The 17,405-nt window shown below is 67.8% G+C and carries 13 protein-coding genes; 8 read left to right on the forward strand and 5 right to left on the reverse strand.

The genetic code is table 11. The features are described 5' to 3' along the window. Nucleotides 1-5 precede the first annotated feature (5 nt). From D0C15_RS18515 to D0C15_RS18545, 7 genes are read left to right on the forward strand one after another with little or no spacing between them, the layout of a single operon-like run. Nucleotides 6-1,055 carry a DUF1702 family protein gene (locus D0C15_RS18515; RefSeq protein WP_162830133.1) on the forward strand — a complete coding sequence of 350 codons (1,050 nt, stop codon included), beginning with the start codon at nucleotides 6-8 and terminating at the stop codon, nucleotides 1,053-1,055. Further along, nucleotides 1,052-2,971 (forward strand): CRTAC1 family protein, encoded by a 1,920-nt coding sequence (locus tag D0C15_RS18520; protein WP_116047050.1) that lies wholly within the window; start codon nucleotides 1,052-1,054, stop codon nucleotides 2,969-2,971. Before D0C15_RS18515 ends, D0C15_RS18520 begins: the two co-directional genes overlap by 4 nt. After that, nucleotides 2,968-3,915, forward strand: a complete 948-nt coding sequence (locus tag D0C15_RS18525; protein WP_116047052.1) for an RnfABCDGE type electron transport complex subunit D — start codon at nucleotides 2,968-2,970, stop codon at nucleotides 3,913-3,915. Before D0C15_RS18520 ends, D0C15_RS18525 begins: the two co-directional genes overlap by 4 nt. After that, on the forward strand, nucleotides 3,912-9,446 hold the full coding sequence (locus D0C15_RS18530; RefSeq protein WP_116047055.1) for a type I polyketide synthase: 5,535 nt from the start codon (nucleotides 3,912-3,914) through the stop codon (nucleotides 9,444-9,446). Before D0C15_RS18525 ends, D0C15_RS18530 begins: the two co-directional genes overlap by 4 nt. Beyond that, entirely contained in the window at nucleotides 9,446-9,886 is a 441-nt protein-coding gene (locus tag D0C15_RS18535; RefSeq protein WP_162830134.1) for an acyl-CoA thioesterase, read from the forward strand. Before D0C15_RS18530 ends, D0C15_RS18535 begins: the two co-directional genes overlap by 1 nt. Next, a complete protein-coding gene (locus tag D0C15_RS18540) occupies nucleotides 9,880-11,355 on the forward strand; it encodes an MFS transporter (RefSeq protein ID WP_116047057.1) in 1,476 nt (491 codons plus the stop codon). The genes D0C15_RS18535 and D0C15_RS18540 overlap by 7 nt, the downstream gene beginning before the upstream one ends. After that, a complete protein-coding gene (locus tag D0C15_RS18545) occupies nucleotides 11,321-11,989 on the forward strand; it encodes a winged helix-turn-helix transcriptional regulator (RefSeq protein WP_116047059.1) in 669 nt (222 codons plus the stop codon). The genes D0C15_RS18540 and D0C15_RS18545 overlap by 35 nt, the downstream gene beginning before the upstream one ends. Before the next feature lie 12 nt (nucleotides 11,990-12,001). Here the strand turns inward: D0C15_RS18545 and D0C15_RS18550 are convergent, their stop codons facing one another. The 5 genes from D0C15_RS18550 to D0C15_RS18570 all read right to left on the reverse strand — a co-directional run bounded on the left by D0C15_RS18550 (nucleotide 12,002) and on the right by D0C15_RS18570 (nucleotide 16,771). Then, nucleotides 12,002-12,754, reverse strand: a complete 753-nt coding sequence (locus D0C15_RS18550) for a hypothetical protein (protein WP_116047061.1) — start codon at nucleotides 12,752-12,754, stop codon at nucleotides 12,002-12,004. Between the two features lie 307 nt (nucleotides 12,755-13,061). Continuing rightward, on the reverse strand, nucleotides 13,062-13,802 hold the full coding sequence (locus D0C15_RS18555; RefSeq protein ID WP_116047064.1) for an MBL fold metallo-hydrolase: 741 nt from the start codon (nucleotides 13,800-13,802) through the stop codon (nucleotides 13,062-13,064). Between the two features lie 599 nt (nucleotides 13,803-14,401). Beyond that, a complete protein-coding gene (locus tag D0C15_RS18560) occupies nucleotides 14,402-15,034 on the reverse strand; it encodes a class I SAM-dependent methyltransferase (protein WP_116047066.1) in 633 nt (210 codons plus the stop codon). A gap of 37 nt (nucleotides 15,035-15,071) precedes the next feature. Beyond that, entirely contained in the window at nucleotides 15,072-15,833 is a 762-nt protein-coding gene (locus D0C15_RS18565) for an ABC transporter permease (protein WP_116047068.1), read from the reverse strand. Beyond that, a complete protein-coding gene (locus tag D0C15_RS18570; protein WP_116047069.1) occupies nucleotides 15,833-16,771 on the reverse strand; it encodes an ABC transporter ATP-binding protein in 939 nt (312 codons plus the stop codon). The genes D0C15_RS18565 and D0C15_RS18570 overlap by 1 nt, the downstream gene beginning before the upstream one ends. 20 nt (nucleotides 16,772-16,791) lie before the next feature. Between D0C15_RS18570 and D0C15_RS18575 the strand changes: the two genes are divergently transcribed. Next, nucleotides 16,792-17,304, forward strand: coding sequence for a MarR family winged helix-turn-helix transcriptional regulator (locus D0C15_RS18575; protein ID WP_116047071.1), 513 nt, complete (start codon nucleotides 16,792-16,794; stop codon nucleotides 17,302-17,304). Nucleotides 17,305-17,405: the final 101 nt, after the last annotated feature.

A 17,405-nucleotide genomic window follows, 5' to 3' on the forward strand; every position in this document is an offset into this window, starting at 1 on the left:
TTGCCTTGCAGTTCCGGAGAAATCAGCAGGGGTCCCGAGGGCCGTTGTCCGCCCTGCTGCGGCAGGACTACGAGCAGGTCAGTTTCGGCATACGCCGATTCCGGCTGCGTGCTGGGCCTGCGCGGCGTGTGCTGGAGTCCTGTGCCACGGCATTCCTGGACGGATTGAACGCGGTCGCGGACACCACGGACGTGAACGCCGCCGCCGACCGGGTCGACACCCTGGATCCGGCGTTGCGGGGATTCGGCTATGAGGGCGCGGCAATGGGTTGCGCGCTGCTGGACCTGCTGACCGCGTCACGTGGCCGCCGGGTCGCCGAACTGTTGCACGGTCCAGCACGGGACTATCCGCACCTGGCGCACGTCGGAATCGGCTGGGCCTACGCCCGCCTGCGGCTGCGCCCTCGGTGGGGGATACCGCAGACCGATCCGCTGTTGCGCTGGCTCGCCCTGGACGGTTTCGGCTTCCATCAGGGCTTTTTCCACGCGGACGCGGTGATCGGCCGGAGACGGGTCGAGCGCGGGTTGACCCTCGAGCAACGCGGCATCCGGGATCAGGGGCTCGGGCGCGCGCTGTGGTTCCACGAGTGCGCTGATCCGGCGGGGATCGCGCTGCGGATCAACGAGTTCCCAGTCGCCCGGCGATCGGATCTGTGGAGCGGTGCTGGGCTCGCGGCCACCTACGCAGGTGGTGCCGAGTCCGGCGAGCTGGCGCGGCTGGTTCGACTGGCGGGGGACCACCGCGAGCACCTCGCGCAGGGTTGCGCTTTCGCCTGTGCCGCCCACACCAGGTCGGGTGTGGTCGCCGAGCACGTGCATCGCGCGGCGAAGCTGCTGGCGGGTGTCCCGGTCGCTCGCGCGGCAGGGTGGACCGACGAGTCGGTGACCGAACTCGGCCCGAATTCTGCAGGCGCTGCCCATTACGAGCAATGGCGGGCAGGGATCCGCCTGCGATTCAGGGAGCACGAGCGGACACATGTGGCGGAGGCCGAGTCCGGGTGCTCCGGCGAGGCCGCGCACGTTCCGGCGAACACTGCGAAGGAGGCCGCACTGTGAGGTTGCTCGTACGTCGGCATTTTGCCGGGGTCGTCGCCGTGCTGTGTTCGGTCGCGGTGTGGTTCGTGGCGCAGCAACCGGTCGCCTCACCGCAAGAGCGATCGACGCTAGCCGATCGTTTCGAGTTCAGCTCCCATCCGGTGAGCCCGGCCGATCAGCACAGCGATCGGGCCGTAAGAACCGTCGCTCCCGCCTATCACAAGATCCGGTCCTGGATCTCGTCGGTCGGGGCGGGAGCGGGACTTTTCGCCGCCGGCAGTGGCGCCACGGCACGCGATCTGTGCCTTGTGGACCCACGCAGCGATACCGTGACGGTCTCACCGGTGCCCACCAGCGGAGCGCGGTACCGTCCGTTCACCTTGACACCGGATACGCCGGGACCCGCGCCCTCGGCCCCGATGGGCTGCGTGCCCGCGGACCTGAACGAGGACGGCTGGCAGGACGTGCTGGTGTACTACTGGGGACGTTCCCCGGTGATCTTTCTGCGCGAACCCGGTGTTCCGCTTGAATCCCGGGCCTTCCGGCCGAGGGAGCTCGTCCAGCCGAGCCAGGTGTGGAACACCAACGCTGCCACCATCGGGGACTACGACGGCGACGGTCACCTGGACCTGGTTTTCGGCAACTACTTTCCGGACGGGGCCAGGGTTCTCGACCCTGGTGCTCACCAGGACGAGCTGCAGATGAACGAGTCACTGTCCGACGCCCGCAATGGCGGGGTGAACCGGATGTTCCGCTTCGACCCAGTGCGCACGGAAGCCGGCCCGGACGTGGCGTTCACCGAAGTGGACGGGGTCTTCGACGCCGAGCAGGCCCGGCAATGGACCCTCGCGCTAGGCACTCAGGATCTCGATGGCGACGGCAGGCCCGAGTTGTACGTAGCCAACGACTTCGGTCCCGACCAGCTGCTGGTGAACGAGTCCGAGAACGGCCGGATCCGGTTCGTCGAGGCGAAGGGTGACCGGCGGCCGGCAACGCCAAAATCGACGGTGGTCGGCGAGGATTCGTTCAAGGGGATGGGCGTGAACTTCCGGGACCTCAATGACGACGCCGTTCCCGACATCCTGGTCAGCAACATCACCGAGGCGTATGCGTTGCACGAAAGCAACTTCGCCTACCTTTCCGTTGATGACCCCGAGGTATTGCATGCGGGCGCGGCACCGTACGAGGACCACAGCGAACGGCTCGGGCTGGCGCGCAGTGGCTGGTCGTGGGACGTCAAGACCGGCGACTTCGACAACGACGGCGGGCCCGAGGTCATGCACGCCACGGGTTTCGTCGCAGGACACACCAACAGGTGGCCACAACTGCAGGAGACCGCTACTTCGAACGACCTGATCCTCGCCGATCCGCAGCTGTGGCCGAATGTCGGCCCGGGTGACGACCTCTCCGGGCATGACCGCAACACCTTCTTCGTTCGCGGAGACGACGGGCGATTCGTCGACGTGGCCGCGGAGGTGGGGGTAGGTACCGATGCCGTCAGCCGCGCGTTCGCCGTCGGTGATGTGGACTCCGACGGCCGTCAGGACTTCGTCGCCGCCAACCAGTGGGCGCGATCCACCTTGTACCACAACCAGTCCGAGGCCGGTGCCTTCCTCGGGCTGCGATTGCGGCAACCGGTGAGCGGGCCGTGCGGAACCGCCGGCGGGGATGCGAAGCGACCGGCGGTCGGTGCCACCGCCCGGGTGCGCACCGGCGAGGGCGACCAGGTCCAGCAGCTGTACCCGGCCAACGGCCACGGGGGAGTCAACGCACCGGAACTGTTGTTCGGTCTCGGTGAGCGCGGGGTCGGCGAGGTCCCGGTGGAGATTACCTGGCGAGACGCGTGCGGCGAGCGGCACATCGCAGACTTGTCGCTGGGCACCGGTTGGCACGACATCGTTGTGCGAGCGGACGGAACAGCACGGGAGGCCCGATGACAGCGCGCGATCCCCGAGGAGCGGCGCTGCGCCGGTTCGGACTGTCGATCACGGCGCTGACCGTGCTCGGGCACACGGTGCTCGGCTTCGAGCAGGCCTACCTCACGCCCGTGATTGCCGTGCTGGCGGCTATCGCCACCGAGGTGCTGCTGGAGGCGTCGGACTCCGCCGTGAACGGCAGGCGCCCGCGCTTCCTCGGCGAGCGCGGTCACGTAGTGAACTTCCTCTTGCCGGCATACATCGCGGGTCTGGCCTGCGCGATGCTCCTGTATGCCAACCACCGTTTGTGGCCCGTGGTGCTCGCCGCCGTGGTCGCGGTATCCAGCAAGTACGTCATCCGCGTCCGGTCGGCCGGTCGTTGGCGGCACGTGCTCAACCCGAGCAACACCGGCATCGTCGTTGTTCTGCTGTTGTTCCCCTGGGTCGGTATCGCGCCGCCGTACCAGTTCACCGAGTGGATCTCCGGCTGGCTGGACGCGCTGGCACCCGCCGTGCTGCTGATCGCCGGCACGATGCTGAACGCCAAACTGACCCGCAAGGTGCCGTTGATCCTCGGGTGGATCGGCGGGTTCGTGCTGCAGGCGGTACTACGCGCATTGATGACCGACATCTCGCTGATCAGTGCGCTGTTGCCGCTGACCGGTGTGGCGTTCGTGTTGTTCACCAATTACATGATCACCGACCCGGGAACGACACCGTCGCGGCCGCGCAACCAGGTCCTGTTCGGCGCGGGCACGGCCGCGATATACGGCGTCCTCGTGCAACTGCACATCGTCTTCGGGCTGTTCTTCGCCTTGGTGATCACCTGCGTGCTGCGGGCAGGCGTGTTGATCGCGCTGGACGCATACCGCCGCACGGTGCCGGAGATTCCGCGACAGGCCACCGAAAGGTGGACACCGGCGCGAGATGTTGTTGCCGAACCAATGGGTGAGGTCGCGAAATGAGTGGCGAATCCGAGGAGCGGGCCGAACCGATCGCCGTGGTCGGCATGGCGTGCCGGTACCCAGATGCAGAGGCCCCGGAACAGCTGTGGGAGATAGCGCTCGAGGGCAGGCGGACCTTTCGCAGACTGCCGAAGGAGCGGCTCGATCCGGACGACTACTGGGACCGGGATCCGGCAGCCGCGGATCGCACCTACAGTGCCTACGCCGCGGTTCTGGACGGCTGGGAGTTCGACCGGGCACGCTTCCGGGTCCCCGCCAGCGTGTATCGGGCCGCGGATCCCGCACACTGGCTCGCGCTGGAGACGGCGGACAAGGCGCTGGCCGACGCGGGCAGGCCAGGAGGCGCCGGGCTGGTCCGCGACCGGGTGGGTGTGCTCGTCGGGAACACGCTCACTGGAGAGGTGACCCGGGCAAGGACGCTGCGCTTGCGCTGGCCGTACGTCCGGCGCGTCCTCGCTTCGGCCATGGCGGCCGAAGGGCTGTCGGACGAGCGGTTGCGCGCGGTACTGGACCGGGCGGCGGAAAGATACTTGGCCCCGTTCCCCGAGGTGGACGACGAGACGCTGGCCGGATCGTTGTCCAACACGATCGCGGGGCGGATCTGCAACCATTTCGACTTCGGCGGTGGAGGGTACACAGTGGACGGAGCGTGCGCGTCGTCGCTGCTGGCCCTGATCACGGCGTGTCGCGCATTGCGGGACCGGAGCGTGGATTTCGCGCTGGCCGGTGGCGTCGACCTGAGCCTGGACCCCTTCGAACTGGTCGGATTCGCCAAGACGGGCGCGCTGGCGGCCGGCAGGATGCGGGTGTATGACGAGCGCTCGGCGGGCTTCTGGCCTGGCGAGGGTTGCGGCATGGTCGCGCTCATGCGCGCCGCCGACGCACGGTCGGCGGGGTTTTCGGTGCGCGCGGAGATCGCCGGCTGGGGTGTGTCCTCGGATGGCAGCGGCGGCATCACCCGGCCCGAACGTACGGGACAGCTACTGGCGCTGCGGCGTGCCTACGCGTCCGGTGGACTGGACCCGGCGCGGGTGCTGCTGCACGAGGGCCACGGCACCGGCACCGCTGTGGGTGACGAGACCGAACTGGCCGCGCTGGCGGAACTCCGCGGTGAAGCGACCCGTCCCGCGGTGCTCGGCTCGATCAAGGCGAACATCGGCCACACCAAGGCGGCTGCCGGCGCGGCCTCGCTCATCAAGACGGTGTGCAGTCTGGAATCGGGGTTGCTGCCGCCCACCACCGGCTGCGAGCGGCCGCACCCCGCGCTACGGGCGGCGGCCGAGGTGCTCACCGCGGCGGACCGGCCGCGGGCATGGCCGGACGGGACGCGGCTGGCGGGCGTGAGTGCGATGGGGTTCGGCGGTATCAACACCCACGTCGTGCTGCGCGGCACCGCGGATGCGCGGCGCGACACGGTCGAGGTGCGCGGCCCGGCTCCCCGAGTCGACGTCGTGCCGTTGGAGGGCCGGGACGTCGGCGAGCTGCACGCGATGCTCGGCAGGTTGGCAGAGCTCGCTCCACGGTTGTCGGAGGCACAACTGGGTGATGTGGCCTGCCGCTTCGGCCAGCAGGGAGCAGGACACGGCCCGAGAGTCGCTCTGGTGGCCGCGAGCCCGGAGGAACTGGCGGCCCGCGCCGAGGCCGCTTCGGCGTTGCTCGCAACCCTGCCCGATAGCGGGCTGGTCGCGCGAGACGGCGTCTACGCGGCCGGGCGGGTGCGGGGGAATGTGTGCCTGCTCTTTCCCGGGCAGGGAGCGCCGGTGCGGGCACAGGGAGAGGGCACCGAAGCCGTGCAACCGGCGATTCACCGCGAGTCGCTTGTGGCACTGCGCTGGCTCCAGCGGCTTGGTGCGAGGGCGTTCGCGGCGATCGGGCACAGCCTCGGCGAGTTCGCCGCGCTGGTATGGGCCGGCTGTCTGTCCGAACAGGATGCCGAACGGCTGGTCCGCGAGCGAGGCCGGCTGATGGAAGGCGCCGGAACCACCGGCACGGGCATGCTCAGCGTTACCGCGGACGCGAGGCAGGCGCTGGCGCTGTGCGAGGGCAGCGCACTCGTCATCGCTGCGTTCAACGGTCCCCACTCGCACGTGCTCGCCGGCCCGCTGCCGGACCTGCGCGCCGCGGCGGAGCGCGCCCGGACGACGGGCCTGCACACCGCGCTCCTGCCGGTGTCCCATGCGTTTCACTCGCCTGCGGTCGCCGGGTGTGTCCCCGAATTCCGCACACTGCTGAGTGAGGCAGGGTTTCATCCGCCGGAACGACACGTGGTGTCCACCGTTTCCGGCCAGCCGATCAGCGCCTCGGACGATCTCGTGGAACTGCTGTGCCGCCAAATCACCGAGCCGGTCCGGTTCGCCTGTGCTTTCGACGAGATCGCGGAAGACATCGACCTCTTCTGCGAGGTCGGTCCCGGCCGCACCCTCGGGGCACTGGTCGCCCAGGCATCCGCCGTGCCGGTGGTCGGGGTGGACCAGCACGGCGACGCCCGGACACGGGCCGAGGCCGCCGCCGCACTATTCGCCGCGAAGGCCGTACCGGACCTGACGCCGCTGTTCGCCGAGCGTGCCGCTCGACCGATCGACATTTGGCGCGACCCAGTGTTCCTCGCCAACCCTTGTTCGACCGCCCCCGGCACGCCGCACCGGGAATCCCTGGCGCCCGTGCCCGAAGAGCCACACCCAGTGGTGGCGGCGGGCCCTGCCGAGGTCGTGTGTGAGCTCGTGGCGACCATGACGGAACTGGATCCCACGCTGATCACCCCGGAACTGCGCCTGCTCGGCGATCTCCACCTGACGTCGCTGCGCGTGGTGCAACTCGTCGCCGCCGCGGCGGAGGCCGCCGGGCGTGGTCGTCCCGAGGCACCGCTGAGCGTCGCCGACGCCACGGTCGCCGATCTGATCGACGTCGTCGAACAACTTCCCACCGCAAAGGCCGCGAGCGCAGAATACGCACCACAAGGCGTCGCGCCCTGGCTGCGATGCTTCACAGAGACACTACGGCCGATCGACCCGTCAATACCGTCTGGACCGTCCACAACGGAACGCGGGTCCCACCGTGCGTACATTGTGCGGGGACACCCGTTGAGTGGCCGTGTCGCGGACGTATTCGGTTCGGGGCTGCGGTACCCGCTGCTCTATGTTCCCGACCCTGCCGCGACCGATGTCCCTGCTGTCGTACTGGCCGCGGTCAAGGCTGCGGTGGACGCCGGTGGGCTGGTCGCGGTGGCGCACGACGCGGCCCTGCGGGGCTTCCTGCGCACTCTGCGGCACGAGCACCCCGCACTCGGCATCACGCTGTTACGCGTTCCGAGCACGGAGGAGGACCTGCGGGCAGCTCACCCGTACGCCACCGTGATACCGGGAGTATGGCGAGAGCGCGTGCTGACGGATGGTGAGGCTGGTGAGCCCGCCGAGAACCCGTTGGATCTCGATCAACAGGGTGACGGGTACTTCCTCGGCCAGGACGACGTGCTGCTGGTGAGCGGTGGCAAGGGAATTGGTGTCGCCTGTGCGGTGGCGCTGGCCAGGGCATCTGGTGTCCGCCTCGCGATGCTCGGACGTTCTGACCCCGCCGACGACGCCGCGCTCCGCGATAATCTGCACAGACTTCACGAGGATGGCATCAACGCTGCCTATCACCGCGCCGACGTGACCGATCCGAAAGCCGTGGCAGAGGCCGTGGGGTGGCTGCGGGAACAACTGGGTCCGATTACCGGCGTGCTGCACTCCAGCGGCATCAACGAGCCCGCCGGGGTCGACCAGCTCGACGAGAATCGACTGCGCGCCCACCTCGCGCCGAAGATCACCGGACTGAGCAACCTGCTCGCCACTGTCGCCACCGAACGGTTGCGGACACTGGTCACCTTCGGCTCGGTGATCGGTACCTGGGGGTTACCCGGCGAGAGCCACTACGCGTTGGCCAACGGTGTGTTGCGAGCCGAGATGCAGCGTCTTCGCGACGCACTGCCGGACTGCCGGGTGCTCAACATTGACTGGTCGGTGTGGGCTGGGACGGGCATGGGGGAGCGTCTCGGTGTGCTCGACACCCTCGCCCAGCTCGACGTTACCGCCATACCACTCGCCGAGGGCACGGACATGTTCCTGCGGCTGCTCGCGGCGAATGACCTTCCGGCTTCGGTCGCGGTGCACGGCAGACTCGGCGGGATGGACGGTTCGGCCGAGGTGGAAGCGGCCGAAACCGAAGCGGGCGCGGGCCGGTTCTTGGAGCGGGTTCGGATACACCATCCCGGCGTGGAGCTGATCGCCGACGCCACACTGGGACTCTCGCGCGACGAGTACCTGAACGGCCATCGGATCGATGGCATCGTGGTACTGCCTGCGGTGCTGGGACTGGAGGCAATGGCACAGGCAGTGAACCGCCTGGTGGGCCACCCGGTACGGGAGGTGGCCGACCTTGTGCTGGACCGGCCGATCGTGGTGCCGGACGAGGGCAGCAGAATCATCCGCATCTGTGCGCTCCGGCGTGGCGACATCGTCGACGTCGTCGTGCGTAGCGACGAAACCGGGTTCCGTGCCGAGCACCTCCGCGCCTCCTTCCTCGTGGCAGCGAATCCAGAGCCGGTGCCGCCGGAACCACAAGCGGCGGACACCGGATCGGTTGTGGACGGCGAAGACCTGTACGGACCGGTGTATTTCCATACCGGGCGCTTTCGGCGAGTGCGAGAACTCGTCGCCCACGGGGCCCGGCGCTGCCAGATACGAGTGCTGGCCAAGGAGGACGACCCGTGGTTCGACACCGCGCCGCTGCTGGGGAGTCCAGCGGTGAACGATGCCGCCGTACACGCGTTGCAGGCGTGCGTCCCGCATCGAAGACTGCTGCCGGTGCGGTGTGAGCGAATGAGTTTCGCGCCGGCGGCGGAGACGGAACTGCACCTGTGCGCGGCCGAACGCTCCGCGAGCGGCGGCGAGTACATCTGGGATGTCGTAGCGTACGGCGCGGGCGGCGCCGCCGTGATCACGTGGCACGGTCTGACCCTGGCCGACGCCGGGCCGCTGCCGCCGACCGACGCATGGCCGCTGCCGCTGCTCGCGGTCCATGTTGAACGGACGGTCACCACGATCGGCCTCGACAAGGCGTTGCGGGTCTCGATCCTGCCGGATAGCGCGGAGACCAATGCCACGCTGGCGGACGCTCGCTCAGTAGCCCGTGCCGCGGGCGTCGTGCTGACTGTCGCCGGGGGAGAGCGTTCAGCCTGTGCCGCTCGCACCGTAGCGAGTAGGAGCCACGACGAGTGGTGCCGACTCCTCGGTGAACGGGTGGACGCAGTCGAAGAGATGCAGGCACAGTGCCCCGAATCCTACGATTCTCGTGCTAGCCGGATTCGGACGGCCGTGGAGTGCCTGTCCAGTGCGGACAGTGGACCTCTGCTGCTGGAGGGGGTGTACGACGGAGGTTGGGTGGTTCTGCGCTGCGGCTCGGCGCGCATTGCAACTGTCGTCGTTCCAGTAGCCGACGGCGCGACGCCGCTGGCGATCGCGATCCTGTCGGGGCCGCGGGAGGACCGGCGCTGATGTGGAGCACACCGAGCTATGACTACCGGCACCTGGTGACGCTGGAGGAGACGAATGTGGTCGGAAACGTCTACTTCTCGAACTACGTTCGCTGGCAAGGACACTGTCGCGAGCACTTCCTCATGGAACGAGCGCCGGGAGTGCTGCGGGCGTTGACCGACGACCTCGCACTCGTGACGGTCTCCTGCGGCTGCGACTATTTCAGCGAACTCTACGCGGCGGACACCGTCGAACTCCGGATGACACTCGACGTCGTGGAGGACAACAGGGTGTCGATGGCGTTCGGCTACTACCGGGTCAACGCGGCACAGGCAGAACTCGTCGCACGCGGCAGCCAGACAGTCGCGTGTATGCGGCGGGGTTCGCACGGCGTCGAACCGGTACCCGTGCCGGTCGAACTGGCTCAAGCGTTGAAGCCGTACCGCCCGCTCGCGTGCTGAGTCAGCCGCGAGCCCAATCGCTTCCGCTGGCCGCGATCGTGGCCGGATGTGTCCTGGTGGCGGGAACTTCGGTGTGGCACGTCTACGGAATCTTCGTGCACGGGCCGATGAGCGGTGCCTCGATGAACGCAGGGGCAACCGGCTCGCACAGGGACCAGATGACACTGATCGCGATCGGCGTGCTGCTCGCGCTGGCCGGCCTTCTCGTTCGCCCCACGGTGCGGCGTGCGGCGCGTCCACCTTCCGGGGCGGTCCGGAAGGCAGCGCTGTGCGTGCTCACGTTCGCGATGATCGTCGACGTGTCCAAGACCGCGACACTCGGGTTCGTACTTCCCGGAATGCGCGCCGAGTACGGCATCAGCGCGCAGGAGGCCGCACTTCTGCCGGTGTGCGGGCTCGCCGGAACCGTACTCGGCTCGCTCGTGTGGGGCTCCCTGGTGGACCGGCTGGGGGTGCGGCGCGCCCTGCTGCTGGCCACCCTCGGATTTATCGCCACCTCGGTCTGCGGGTCAATGCCGACCTATGCCGGAAACCTGGTGATGTGCGGGCTGATGGGGTTCGCCGTCGGCGGCCTCGTGCCGGTCGTGTTCTCCGCGATCACCGCACTGGTGCCCGCACACCGTGTTCCCGCTGTAGGTGCCCTCGTGGCCGGGATCGCCACGGCAGGCGGTTACCTGGTGGCGAGTCAGTCGGCGGTGCTGCTCGGTAGCGACCACGGGTGGCGCTCGCTGTGGCTGGTCGGTGCGTTCAGCGGAGCACTGCTGTTCCTCGTGCTGCCCTGTGTGCCAGCGTGGTGTGACGACGCCGCGCGTCGCCCAGTTCTGCCTCCGCGGCGCGCTGCTGCCGTGCCTGCGTACGTGGGCGAGTTGCGCGGGAGGTATGTCTTCTTCGGATTCATGGCCGGGCTGGTCGCGCTCGGCGTTCTCACGTGGGTTCCCACTGTGTTGCGATCCGCCGGACTGGACGGTGGAGCGGGGGAACGGCTACTGGCTTCTCAGGCGTGGGTCGCGCTACCGGCGGCCGTCGTCCTGGCGCTGGTCTTGAGCCGTTACTCCGCAGAGCGTTGCGCTCTTGTCGTGGCCACCGGGGCCGGTGCGGCACTGATGGTGACCGGAGCTGTGCTCGCCGCCGGACAGCACGGTTGGCTGCTCACCGTCGCGCTCACGGCCACGGTGTTCTTCAGTAACGCGATGACTGCCGCGATCGTGCCCATGGCGTCGGTCCATTTCGTCCGTCAGCGACGCGGGCGAGGGATCGGCAGGATCGCGGGTGCGAGCAAACTGGGCGGCCTCGTTGGTCCTGTCGCACTGGCTTCGGTGATCACCGCGCCGCTCGGCTTCTTTGTCGTGGCCATTGTGGTCGGTGCTGGCACCGTTGCCGCCGGCGTGGTCATGGTGGCACGGCGACCAGCGGTCACTGCGGTACCGTTGCGGGATGACGCGCGTAGCGGAAGCGGGCGGGCGGCGTGAGCGCAACTACCGCCAGTACTGCGGCCTCGCGGCCGCACTGGATGCCGTCGGCGAGCGCTGGACGTTGCTCGTCGTCCGCGAACTCGCGCTGGGCCCTCGGCGATACAGCGAACTGCTCGCCGACCTGCCCGGAATCGGCACGAACCTGCTGGCCGATCGGCTACGGAAGCTGTGCGAACTCGGCGTGGTGCGTCGCGTGGACAGCGCTTCCGGCGGGCACCGTTACGAACTGACCGACACCGGCGAGTCGCTGCGCGAGCCGGTCCGAGCGCTGGCGCGCTGGGGAATATCGCTGCTCGGCGAGATGCCGGAAGAGGCAACCGTGCGCGCCCACTGGGGTTTTCTCGCGGTGGAAGCGATGGCGAACGCCGCGCAAATGCCGGAAGTGCGGGAAACCTACGAGTTCAGAGTGGACGAAGAGGTGTTCCATCTGCGAGTGGTCAACGGCGCCGCGTCGGCGGTGCGAGGTCCTGCGGAGGACCCCGTGCTGACGGCCACGACCGACGCGGCGACGTTCGCGAGGATCGGCGCCGGGGCGCTGACGCCGATCGAGGCGACCGCGACGGGATCGCTGACCCTGACCGGCGACCCCGGCGCGGTGCTGCGGTGTTCTGCGATACTCGGCCTTTCCTAACCAGGCGCCCGGCTACAGCCCGCCGACCTTGACCGGGAACTTGTCGATCGAGGCGACGACCTCGTCGGGGTTGTCCGGGATGACCAGGTTGATCGGGTTCTGCAGCTGGTAGATCTCGCCCTTCGGAGGAAAGTTGTCGAGCTGACCGATGAGTTTGCCCGGCTCCTTGGTCGAGAGCACCAGTGGCTCCGGCGCCCGGCTCAGCGACACCCCGAGCGCTCGCCGCATCAGCTCCTCCGGCGGCCTCTCGATGGTCATGGTGAAGTCCAGGAACATGGTCTGCTCCCACTTCGGCGGTGACTGGGACAGCATCTTCACCAGGCTGTCCGGCGTGGTCTCGAAGTCGCCCTGCTCGATCGTGATCTCGCCGAGGCCCTGGTCCTGGCGAGAACCGGGATCGTTGCCCTCGCCGTTGTCGTTGGCGGAAACCTTATGACCGATCACCTTGAGCCGCAGACTCCACGGGTCCAAGGGGTCGCTCGCCTCCACCCGGACGCGGATCTCACCCCTGAAGTCCACAGTGACCGTGGCGGCTCGCACCGTCAGTGGTGTGTTGACGGCGAGACAACTACACGGAATCTCCGCGCCGAGCGGTGGTGGTGACGGGATCTGCCGCGGCGACTGTGCGGCGAACGCCGGCGCACCACCGAATGCCGCCAGCCCTGCCGCCGCACCGGCAAAGGCCGCCGAGGTCTTGAAGAAGTCCCGGCGATTGGGCCCACGTGCGGAGTTTTCGCCAGTTTCGTCGTTGTCCGAGTTCGTCATCTGTGGCCTTGCCTTTCTGGCTGGACTACATCAGGACGCGAGGCCCGGAAACCGGAACTCAACGCGACGAACTTTAAATTAATATAGTTCGAAGGGTGGTGATGCTCGAACGACCGCATGTCCCCGACCTGGGCGACAAGATTCACGCCACCGTGCGGAGAACTGGGAGGAAGCAGAACAACATTCATCTATCCCGGTGGCACAACCGGAGGTTGCTTCCGATCAAGGCATCGAGTTCGCGCTGACGGCGACACCTGTGCGATAAGCTCGCCGTACGCTACGAGTGTCGGCGACTTTGGGACACGGCCTACGAGGCGCCGTGCTGGCGGGCCAGTTCGGTGAGTCGCTCGGCGCCATCCGTCCAGGCGCTGCCGTGGCCCATGAGTACCGTCCGGGCTCCGGTCTCCGCGATCACACCCAACGACTCCAGGGCACGCTCCGGGTCCACGGTGGCCGCTCCCGAGATGATCTGCGGCGTTCGTGTGCCGCGATACGGATTGAGCGTCACCACAGCGTCGCCAGCGATGACCGTATCGCGCTCCGGGAGGTGGAACGCACAGTGACCCAACGTGTGGCCGGGGGTGAACAACACCCGCGGTACGCCCGGCACTGGCAATTTAGCGTCACGAATCCGGTGCACCTCTTTGATCGGCTTCGGCCACCATGCGCGATTCTTCATGAAACTGGCGACCATAGGCATCGCCTTGAACTGAGTCACCAGGTACCACGTGAGCGGACGGGCGCGACCGTATTGACGCGGGTGCCGCGTCAGCGGCACATCGTTGTCGTGGATATAGATCGGCACGCCCACCTCGGACCGCAACTGCTCTGCGAACCCGAGATGGTCGAAGTGCCCGTGGGTCAACACCAACGCCTTGATATCGCGGAGCTGCTTCCCCAGATCACCCAGAGCCTGCTGCAGCGAAGCCCACGACGTCGGCAGGCCTGCGTCAATGATGGTGAGCCCCTCGTCATCCTCGACGATGAACCAGTTGACGTAGGAGTCCTCCACGCAGTGAACTCCATCCGCGACGTTCTTCTTCAGCATCGTGATCTCCTTGCACTCGGCCTTGGCAGTCGGCTACCCGTGGCAAGGACTTTCATGTCGCCGTCTACCGAATACTTGGCAGAGCCGAGAAGGCACTTCGCGAACAGTGCGTAGCCAGACGTGATGGCGTCTCACAGGAGTTTGGCTGACGATCTGGAGCTCGAGAACCCCGGATCCATCGAAGTCCTGAACGGCCGTGCACCGCAGCCGGGATCGGCGACGAGGCGCAGTTCGCGTTCAACTGCAGTGCCACTTCCGCTACCATCGCCCGGGCTACTTTGCGGTAGTGGAATGAGAAGTTTTCACCCTGGGTATCGTGATGGAACGCCACTCCTACCCGGAACAGGACGCGTTCGCCCTGCACCAAAGTCTCGCAGTACCTCAACATCAAACTGCGCGACTCGCGCACACCATCAACACCACCGGCGAAATCCCCCACGCGCCGTAAAGCTGCGCGTCCCGGCGAGCTTGGACGTCGGAGTCGAACACCCGCCGGGCCGGCGCGACGAAGGCATCCTGATGGTCTGGCCGCGGGTTCCCGTCTGACTGGGGCGCGCCGTAACGCCGCAATTGGGTGACATGCGCCGAGTCGACTCCCGTCAGGTGCTCCCTGGCTTCGTTGCGGCGAGGCGTTCCATGGTGCCTGCCTTGAGCCGTTGCTGGTGTTGGATGACGAACCCGCAGCCCTGCACGAGTGGCAGTGGTCGGCGGGTCTGGTAGTCGCCGAGTGTGCGGACGGTCAGTATCTCCAGCAGTCGCTGTCCGAAGTGAATCAACCGGTGGTGACTGCCGATGTGGTCGAGCAGTAGCAGTGTCCCGCCGGGGCGCAGGACCCGGTACATCTCGGCGATCGCCGCCCGCTCGTCGGGAATGCCGCACAGGGACAGGGTGCAGACCACGGTGTCGAACGATGCGTCGGGAAACGGCAACTCCTGGGCGTCGGCCTCCCGAAGGTCCACGAGACGGCCGAGTTGGGTGGCGCGCTGCCGGGCGATGTCGAGCATGGCGGGGCTGAAGTCGATTCCGGTGAGCCGCGTCTCCTCCGGGTAGTACCCCAGGTTGCGGCCCGTGCCGATGGCGACCTCCAGTACCTCGCCGGTGGCCTTGGCGCAGACCCAGGCTCGGCCGTCGCCGAACTGCAGGCGTTCGCACCAGCCGATGTCGCGGTCGTAACGTGGTGCGTACCGTTCCCAGAGTTCCCGCAGTCGCTGGGTGTTGTCGTGTTCGCTCATGAGGTCGTCGTCGCTTTCTTGTCCGGTGGCAGGGTGGTCATGTCACGTCGCGGCGCAGGGTCAGCAGGGTTCCGGCGATGGCGAAGGCCAGTCCGTAGCTGGCGAGCACCAGCCCGCCCTGCCACTGCGCAAGGAACTCCTGGTTCGCCTGGGACACCTGCGTCAGCGCGCCCGCGGCCAGTCCGGGCAGATAGATCGTCCAGTCCTGTAGCGCGGGCACACGGGACACGATGGGTTCGGCGACGAACAGGTAGATCAGCAGTCCGACCACGGTCGCGACCTGGTCCCGCAACAGTGCGCCCAGCCCGACACCGAGCAGGCCGTACAGAGCAACCGCGGCGATGACACCGGCCAGCGTGGCGGGGATCCCGTTCTCGGTCAGGGACACGGTGATGCCCTTGGCCGACAGCCAGGGCAACGCGATCGCCGCCGTGGCCGCGATGCAGACCAACGCATAGGCGGCACCGACAACGACGTAGGTCACGAGTTTGGCGACGACCACCCGGCCACGATGCGGGATGGCCAGAAACGTGGCCGTCGCGGTCCGGTGCCGGAACTCCGAGGTGAGGCCGATTGCGGCCAGCACCGCCACGAGTGTTCCCGCACCCTGGCCTACGGAGAACACCGTGCGCTGCCCGCCTGCGGTGTCCAGCGGCGGGGTCGGGTTTCCCGGGTCTTCGGCGAACGCGATCGCCAGACTCGCATACAACGCCGTGATCGCGACCGCACCGAGCAGCAGCCAGAGCCACAGCCGGGTGGTGAACAGTTTGCGGAACTCGGCCGCGATGAGCGCGAACATCACCGCACCCGTCCGGACATCGTCTCCGGCTGTTGCTCGGTGTCGGCGGTGAGCGCGAAGAACATCCGTTCCAACTCACCGTGTTCGGCGGCGAGTCCGTGCAGTTCGACTCCGGCGGCGAACGCGTGGTGCCCGACCTCGGCCACCGTCAACCCGGTGACCTGGAGGCTGTCCGGTTTCGACTGTTCCACGTGCGCGCCGGCCCGATCGAGGGCCGCACGTAACTGTTCCACGTCCGGTGTCCGTACCGCGACCCTGGACGAGGCCTCCGCCAATGCCACCAAAGTGGACTGTTGAACCAGCCTGCCCCGGTTGATGATCACCACGTGGTCGACCAGTTGCTGGACCTCGGAGAGCACGTGGCTGGACACCAGTACCGTGCGCCCCTCGTCCGCGAGGTGCCGCAACAACTCCCGCATCCAGACGATGCCTTCGGGGTCCAGCCCGTTGGCGGGTTCGTCGAGCACCAGAACGGCGGGATCCCCGAGAAGAGCGGTAGCCAGCGCGAGCCGTTGTCGCATCCCCAGCGAGTACCCGCGCACCGCGCGCTTGCCTGATTCGGCAAGGCCGACCAGGGCCAGCACCTCGTCGGCACGGCTGGGCGGGTAGCCGTTGACTGTGCAGTAGACGCGCAGATGATTGCGGCCCGTGCGGGCCGGATGGAAGCCAGCGGCATCGAGGACCGCGCCGATGTCGCTGTTCGGGCGAGTTCGGGCGGAGTAGCCGCGGCCGCCGATGGTCGCCGATCCCGAGTCGGGCGAGATCAGGCCGAGCAGCATGCGCAGTGTCGTGGTCTTACCGGACCCGTTGGGGCCGAGAAATCCGGTGATCACCCCGGGCTCGACTTCGAAGCTCAAGTCATCGACGGCCCGCACAGGGCCGAACGCCTTGGACAGTCCGGAGACCACTATCCGGCCACCTTCTCGAGTGAGTACCATGACGACGGAGGATATACATAGTGAACGAGATACACAATGTAGAGTGTCCCGGACCGCGCGGGGAAGCACTGGAACGCCTACTCGCCCTGGTCACCACCCTGGGCCCGGTGATGGAGCGCTGGCTCAGCGAACACGGGCTGACCAGAGCCCGAGCCACCGTGATCTGGCTGCTGCACCATTCCGGACCGGTGACGCAGCGCGAGCTCAGCCAGGCCTTACGCGTGACCCCGCGCAACGTCACCGGGCTGCTCGACGCCCTGCAGACGACGGGCTACGTCACCCGGGATGCCCATCCCACCGACCGGCGGGCAGTCCTGGTCGGACTGAGCGAACAGGGGCGCGCACTGGCGCAGCGGCTGCAGTCCGGATACGGGGAACTGGGCCAGACCCTGTTCGGCGAGGTACCCGCGGCAGATCTGGGCGGTTTCATCTCGACGCTGGACCACGTGGTGGCTCAGTTGCACGACCTGGACGTCGTCCACCTCGGCGACACCGACGTCGCGCGGGGAAACCGGGACAGGTCCGCGCAGTGAGCCACATGTCGCACGTTGTGGCAGGGTGGCGGGGTTCAGCCCACGTGCTCCGAGTGGTCGGTGAACGCTCCCGGCCGAGATGAGCAGAGGTCCAGTGCGCC

It is taken from the genome of Amycolatopsis palatopharyngis (assembly GCF_003385185.1).
Lineage (GTDB): Bacteria > Actinomycetota > Actinomycetes > Mycobacteriales > Pseudonocardiaceae > Amycolatopsis > Amycolatopsis palatopharyngis.